Origin of the sequence: Anaerobutyricum hallii DSM 3353 (genome assembly GCF_000173975.1) — a bacterium.
GTDB lineage: Bacteria > Bacillota > Clostridia > Lachnospirales > Lachnospiraceae > Anaerobutyricum > Anaerobutyricum hallii.
The window spans coordinates 21,590-28,009 of the sequence record NZ_ACEP01000036.1; the positions used below are offsets into that span (position 1 = coordinate 21,590).

The 6,420-nt window shown below is 37.4% G+C and carries 6 protein-coding genes; 3 read left to right on the forward strand and 3 right to left on the reverse strand.

Features of this window, described 5'->3' with window-relative positions; all coding sequences use genetic code 11:
• Positions 1-227 precede the first annotated feature (227 nt).
• The 3 genes from EUBHAL_RS03025 (at position 228) to EUBHAL_RS03035 (ending at position 3,850) form a co-directional block, all read left to right on the forward strand.
• Positions 228-1,136: a LysR family transcriptional regulator gene (locus EUBHAL_RS03025; protein ID WP_044921697.1), complete on the forward strand. Its 909-nt coding sequence runs from the start codon at positions 228-230 to the stop codon at positions 1,134-1,136.
• 675 nt (positions 1,137-1,811) lie between these two features.
• The gene (gene aroE / locus EUBHAL_RS03030) at positions 1,812-2,747 is read left to right on the forward strand and encodes a shikimate dehydrogenase (RefSeq protein WP_005344711.1); all 936 of its coding nucleotides are present in this window, start codon (positions 1,812-1,814) and stop codon (positions 2,745-2,747) included.
• 377 nt (positions 2,748-3,124) lie between these two features.
• Positions 3,125-3,850, forward strand: a complete 726-nt coding sequence (locus EUBHAL_RS03035) for a DUF554 domain-containing protein (RefSeq protein ID WP_005344713.1) — start codon at positions 3,125-3,127, stop codon at positions 3,848-3,850.
• Between the two features lie 482 nt (positions 3,851-4,332).
• On the opposite strand, the gene EUBHAL_RS03040 is transcribed toward EUBHAL_RS03035, so the two are convergent.
• Genes EUBHAL_RS03040 through EUBHAL_RS03050 form a run of 3 tightly spaced genes read right to left on the reverse strand, consistent with a single transcriptional unit; the run spans position 4,333 to position 5,987 of the window.
• Complete coding sequence (locus tag EUBHAL_RS03040) at positions 4,333-4,971, reverse strand: hypothetical protein (protein WP_005344716.1); 639 nt, start codon at positions 4,969-4,971, stop codon at positions 4,333-4,335.
• Positions 4,968-5,672, reverse strand: a complete 705-nt coding sequence (locus EUBHAL_RS03045) for a DUF1700 domain-containing protein (protein ID WP_005344718.1) — start codon at positions 5,670-5,672, stop codon at positions 4,968-4,970. The genes EUBHAL_RS03040 and EUBHAL_RS03045 overlap by 4 nt, the downstream gene beginning before the upstream one ends.
• 3 nt (positions 5,673-5,675) lie before the next feature.
• Positions 5,676-5,987, reverse strand: a complete 312-nt coding sequence (locus EUBHAL_RS03050) for a PadR family transcriptional regulator (RefSeq protein ID WP_005344719.1) — start codon at positions 5,985-5,987, stop codon at positions 5,676-5,678.
• Positions 5,988-6,420 lie beyond the last annotated feature (433 nt).

Consider the following 6,420-nt stretch of genomic DNA (forward strand, 5'->3'; position numbering starts at 1 on the left):
GAATTTCTTAAAAATTTATGGCAATACTTCTAATTAAATTTAAGTAAAATGATCTGGTAATATGATTTTAATATCCCACAATCAGATATATCATTTTGATACGTCATTTTTTGTACTTTAATTTTGATTTTATGAATCTGTTTTTACAGACTACATTCTATAAACAAAACGAATCTAACATAATACTGAAATCTTTAAACAATACTTTTATTGAAGGGGGTTTTTCAATGAACTTATTTCACTTACGTTATTTTGAAACACTTGCCAGAACAGAACATTACAGCAAGGCCGCTGAGATTCTTTCTATCACACAGCCCAGCTTAAGCTACGCTATTTCTACATTGGAGAGCGAACTGGGCATACAGCTCTTTGAAAAGCGTGGGCGTAACATTGTACTGACAAAATATGGTAAGGCATTTTATTCTAATGTAAAGGAAATTCTCGCAAACTTAGATAATGCAGTAAGAGACATCAAATTAGTGGCAAACGGTGAAGGTGAAATCAATATCGGCTTTCTCCGTACACTCGGAACAGACTATGTTCCAACTACCGTAAAAAACTTTCTTGATCTTCATCCAGATAAAAATATCTGGTTTAATTTCAGTTGTGAACATGGGCTCTCTGTCGATCTGGTCCGCAGTCTTATAGACAGAGAATACGACATGGTTTTTTGCTCTAAGTTAAATAATAGTCCAATGGTCGAATTTATCCCTATCGCGACTCAAGAACTTGTTGTCATTGTTCCAAAAGACCATCCTCTTGCCGCCAAAGACAGTGTAACTTTAAAAGAGACCCTGGCCTATCAGCAGATTATCTTCCGGCATAAAAGCGGACTGCGCCAGATTATTGATGACTTATTCAAAAGTATCAATGCATACCCGGATATTCTTTGCGAGATTGAAGAAGATCTTGTCGGTGCCGGTTTTGTTTCCAAAGGCTTCGGTATTATGATTGCTCCAAAGTTTGACGGGCTTAACCATGTGGATGTAAAAGTGCTGAAATTGACACAGCCTTCTTATAAGAGGTACTTCTATATGGCAATCCTTAAAGATGTATATCATCCACCGCTGATTGAGGAATTTAAAAAATATGTTATTGAACAGAGTAAGCTAAACAAAGAATACAACTTTGGTTAAAAATCCTGATTTGTAGAGTTGGAGAAATAAACAGACGAACCCTCCTCCCCTGTAATCTATAAAAATGCGCCTTAGAGCAAGTTCAAGTTGCGGATGAGCAGCTTGGACGCAGTGAAACGAAGTATTTTTATAGATTACAGGGGAGGAGGGTTCTGTGTATTTCAGTCCTACAAATCAGTTGAAAAAATTTGGGGATGGGGACAGAAGAAATAGGAACTCTGGCTTATTATTGTAAAATTGCTGTGATATTATAATAATATTTTGTGTGTCAATCCTTAATATTTCATTGATTTGTTGATGTACTAAAGCGTGTTTGAAAAATCACATCCTTTCGGGGAATCCTCAAATCTCTCCAACATGAATTCTGATTTTCCTCCAATCGCCAAAGACAGCTCCCAAAGAGAGACCATACCCTATATTTGTGACCTCGGAGCAAAGGTTGGATGTAAGCGGTTAAGCGAACATTCAACCTGCAGCGACTAAAGTCACAAATATAGGGTATGGTCTCTCTTTGGGAGCGTCTCCTTTGCCTGCGGCAAGTCAGAATTTTTAATTAAATTGCGTATTTTCTCTTGACATTCCTGTCGAAAGATGGTATTTTAACAACCAAGCACTTGAATGCTTTAAAGTGTTAATTTCTCAGGTGCTAGTTTTCAAATTTATGGAGGAATTATTATGGATACAAGAATTTCAGGCAAAACAAGATTATTAGGTGTATTCGGCACCCCAATCAAACATTCCGGCTCACCGATTATGTATAACTTCTGCTTTGATTATTACGGAATTGATTGTGCTTATCTTGCCTTTGATACTGATGCATCCCAGGTAAAAGATTCCTTAGCTGCAATGAGACGACTGAACATGCGTGGTGCCAACGTTACTATGCCATGTAAGCAGGAAGTATGCCGCAATATGGATAAGTTATCTGATGCTGCAAGATTCGTTGGTGCTGTAAATACTATTGTTAATGATAATGGAGTTTTAACAGGTCATATCACAGACGGTATGGGTGTTGTTTTAGATTTAAAAGATCATAACGTATCAATCGTAGATAAAGATATTGTTTTATTTGGTGCAGGTGGAGCTGCTACCGCTATCATGGTACAGTGTGCTTTAGACGGAGCAAAGTCCATCACTGTATTCAACAGAAGTAAAGAAGGTCTTGACCACGTTGCTGGTATCGGCCAGAAAATGATGGATGATGGAGTAAAATGTAAGTTAGAGTTCCATTCATTAAGTGACACAGATCTTATGCATGATAAGATAAGAGAATGTGACATTCTTATTAACGGAACCTGCGTAGGAATGGCTCCTGCCCTTGACGGACAGTCCCTTGTTACAGATATGAGCGTATTCCACGAAGACATGGTTATATACGATGTTATTTACCATCCACTAGTAACAAAACTTATGGCTGACGCTGTAGCAAATGGATGTAAAGAAGAGAACGTTATCGGTGGAAAAGGTATGCTTTTATGGCAGGGAGCCGGTGCATTCAAACTGTATACAGGACTTGATATGCCAGCTCAGAAACTGAAAGAATTCCTTGCAAAAAGAGAAGAAGAAGGATTCGAACCACCAGTAGATGTTGCAGAAAACGTTCCATACTAGTATAATGGGTTTGGTTTAATTCATTAAGATGAACAGACGAACCCGGGAAACTAAATAATCCATAAATGTGACTTTAGTCGCGGCGTGTTGAATATTCGCTTAAACGCTCATATCCAACACTTGCTCCGAGGTCATATTTATGGATTATTTAGTCTCCTGGGTTCTGACTTTGGCTGGATTATAGTAATTTTCTTACATCCAAAGTCAGAAAACAGGGAAATCATAGCATTGCATCTGTGGCCTCGGAGCAAGGTTTGGATGCGAGCGCTTAAGCGAACATTCAAACCGCTGCGACTAAAGTCACAGATGCAATGCTATGATTTCCCTGTTTTCGTCTGTTAGCCACATTAATTACTATTTCAAAAAGGAGAATCTTTATGCCAATCGGAGTTATTGCAAACTGTCTTGGAATTATCATTGGTGGAATTGCTGGTTCTTTTATCGGACCGCGACTAACTGAATCTTTCAAGACAAATCTCAACTTAGTTTTTGGTGCCTGTGCGATGACTATGGGTATCAGTTCTATTTCCCTGATGAAAAATATGCCTGCCGTTATTCTTTCTGTTATTTTAGGAACCGTAATCGGGCTGATTATTCATCTCGGAAATCTTACACAAAAAATGGGAATGAGAATGGAAAAAATCATTTCTAAAATCATTCCCGGACAAAGTAAAAAAGATGCAGAATACCAGAGTGTATTAGTTACTGCTATCGTATTATTCTGTGCAAGTGGTACAGGAATTTACGGAAGTATTACTGCGGGAATGACTGGGGACCACAGTATTCTTTTAGCAAAAACCGTACTTGATCTTGCCACTGCTTTAATCTTTGCCTGTATTCTTGGAGTTGTTACCTGCGTAATCGCAGTACCGCAGTTTATCATATTCATGGTACTTTTCTTACTTGCAGGTGCGATTTATCCGTTCTGCACTGAAACTATGATTTGTGATTTCAAAGCCTGTGGTGGCGTGCTTCTTGTCGCAACTGGCTTTCGAATGATGAAAGTAAAAGAATTCCCGATAGCCGACATGATACCGGCAATGGTGCTGGTAATGCCACTTAGTCATCTTTGGGTAACATATGTACTGCCATTTGTTTCCTAGAAATCCTGATTTGCCGCAGGCAAAGAGACGCTCCCCAAGAGAGACCATACCCTATATTTGCGACTTTAGTCGCTGCAGGTTGAATGTTCGCTTAACCGCTTACATCCAACCTTTGCTCCGAGGTCACAAATATAGGGTATGGTCTCTCTTGGGGAGCTGTCTTTGGCGATTGGAGGAAAATCAGAATTCATGTTGAAGAGATTTGAGGGAGGCTTCAGACGGCTGTGACTTTTTAAGAAATCAAACTTGAAAGGACTGACATTCAAACTGTTATCATTGTGTTACAATAATAAACTAAGTTTCAAACACGCTCTAATACATATGCAAATCGATCTTGTTCCACTACAGCATTTCTCATGCTAATCTCAATAAAATATGCTAAAATTCAGTGCTTTTCACATCTATTTTAGTATCAGTCCACTAAAATTTAATTGCTATGCTTCTGTAGCGTCGTCTGTTTGTTTTGCTACGCAAACCAGGACTTATATTTTCATTAGATTTTTATTCTCTGGATTGACCGTAATCTCTACAGAAATAATTTGTGGATAAACATAGTTGTAAATTTTTCTTTCTTTGATGTTTTTCAAAATTTCATCTTTGTAACTGAGAACATATTCTATATCAGACATACGTCCCACTGCACTAATAAAAAATTCCTGACTTGTTGGATTCTTCTGTGCAGATTCACTTTCATCTGTTTGTGTCATATTTTCCAACGCCACATTATCCATACTGTTTTCATCGTAGTCATCATCAATATATATATCGTCCCCTATATACTCATCATCATTATATAAATTCTTATCAATATGTATATCTTTTACATTATCTGCATCATAACGTACTTTGATTTGTATTTTATCTTTAGGAACAGATTTTGATGTTTTTAGCTCTATATTCTCATTTTCATTATTGTATGCTATAAATGATGTATTTAACTTCTTCGTTTTATCTGTATACAAATTCTCAGTCAGTGTTTTTTCTGCGATTTTATTGCTCCCTATTCTTTTTTCTCCCATATATTTAAATGAAGAATACTCCTGAAATGTTACTCCTGCTCCAATTCCGCAACAGATAATCCCTACCATAAAAATTCCTACTAGTATTTTTCTAAAACTCATGCTTTTGCTCCTCTTCCTCCTAATACATAGGTAAATAAAAAAAGAATATATGCTGTCATGCTTAAAACTGCTCCAAATGCTATGATGACGCATCCTATAACCGGATATCCCTGAAATGCCATAACACCTAATATTCCCAACCCGAATAACCCTGCCAGATCAAAAAATACTGCCGGAAGTGCCAGGAAAACTAATACTATTTTTATAAAAATAAAAAAGAATTTTTTAATCTTATCCCAGCTCCATGAAACGGCATTACTACCCGTTTTCACAGCTTTACTCGTTATATTTTCTATTTTTCGTCCTTGTTCTTCCTTAAAGCGTTTTGTTCCTTCTACTCTTCTATTCTTTCTAGGATTACTTTTATTATTTCCATCATTGACATTGCTTTTATTACCGGCTTTAGCTATCTTCGTTTTTTTCTTGAAAAAATCTTTTGGCAATAAATCTGCAATTCCTGTTTTTCCGCTTCTTTCCCTGCTCTTTACTTCATATTCCGGATCCAGATGATACGCTTCAAGAATCTCAGCAATCAAATCATCCATATCTCCAAAATCCTCAATCGCTTCTTCTTCTTTCATCCCACTTTTCATGCACATACTGATATGTTGTGAATATTCCTCTATCATATCTTTCCGCTCTTTTTCATCAAGCATCTGGAGCCTATCTTCCAGCTCTTTTAAAAACTTCCTTTTTGTCATCCTTTATCTCTCCTTTAAAAACTTATTCACATTCCGGGAAAATTCTTCCCACTCCTTCTCCAATTCTCTTAAATGAAGAATCCCCGCAGCAGTCAAATGATAATACTTTCTTGGTGGTCCTTCTGTGGATTCTCTTAAGTATGTCTCAAAATAATGTTCATTCGTCAGTCGCTTCAAAATAGGATAAATGGTTCCTTCCTTTACATTCACTACTTTTGAAACTTCTGCAACCAGCTCATATCCATACATATCTTTTTGCTCTACTGCTGCAAGAACGATCAGCTCCAGAACCCCTTTCTTAAACTGTGCATTCATTGATTCGCTCCTTTCCTGTTGATACTATATTATACTAGGTACTATGCAATGTCAAATAGTGAATTTACAAAGATTTTCGGAAGAATTCTGATTTGCCGCAGGCAAAGGAGACGCTCCCAAATAAATTCTGATTTGTGAGGCTGCAAGGCAGACGAACTCCAGAAGCTAAATAAAGCATATTTGTGACTTTAGTCGCGGCGGTTTGAATACTCGCTTATACACGCTCGTATCCAAATCTTGCTCCGAGGCCACAAATATGCTTTATTTAGCTTCTGGAGTTCTGCTTGTTGGCAGCTCGAAAAATCAGTTGGGGGATTTGAGAAAGAAGACAGGAGATATAGAATATTCGGGGAATAAAATCCTGTTGGATTGACACATAAACTATTGTTATAATGGCATATCAGAATACCAACTCCCCGTAAGGTCACAACTG

Excerpts from the sequence above, each read along its gene's own strand:
- EUBHAL_RS03035 (WP_005344713.1), top strand. The coding sequence starts at position 3,125 with ATGCCAATCGGAGTTATTGCAAACTGTCTTGGAATTATCATTGGTGGA.
- EUBHAL_RS03050 (WP_005344719.1), bottom strand. The coding sequence starts at position 5,987 with ATGAATGCACAGTTTAAGAAAGGGGTTCTGGAGCTGATCGTTCTTGCA.
- EUBHAL_RS03040 (WP_005344716.1), bottom strand. The coding sequence starts at position 4,971 with ATGAGTTTTAGAAAAATACTAGTAGGAATTTTTATGGTAGGGATTATC.
- EUBHAL_RS03045 (WP_005344718.1), bottom strand. The coding sequence starts at position 5,672 with ATGACAAAAAGGAAGTTTTTAAAAGAGCTGGAAGATAGGCTCCAGATG.
- EUBHAL_RS03025 (WP_044921697.1), top strand. The coding sequence starts at position 228 with ATGAACTTATTTCACTTACGTTATTTTGAAACACTTGCCAGAACAGAA.
- aroE (WP_005344711.1), top strand. The coding sequence starts at position 1,812 with ATGGATACAAGAATTTCAGGCAAAACAAGATTATTAGGTGTATTCGGC.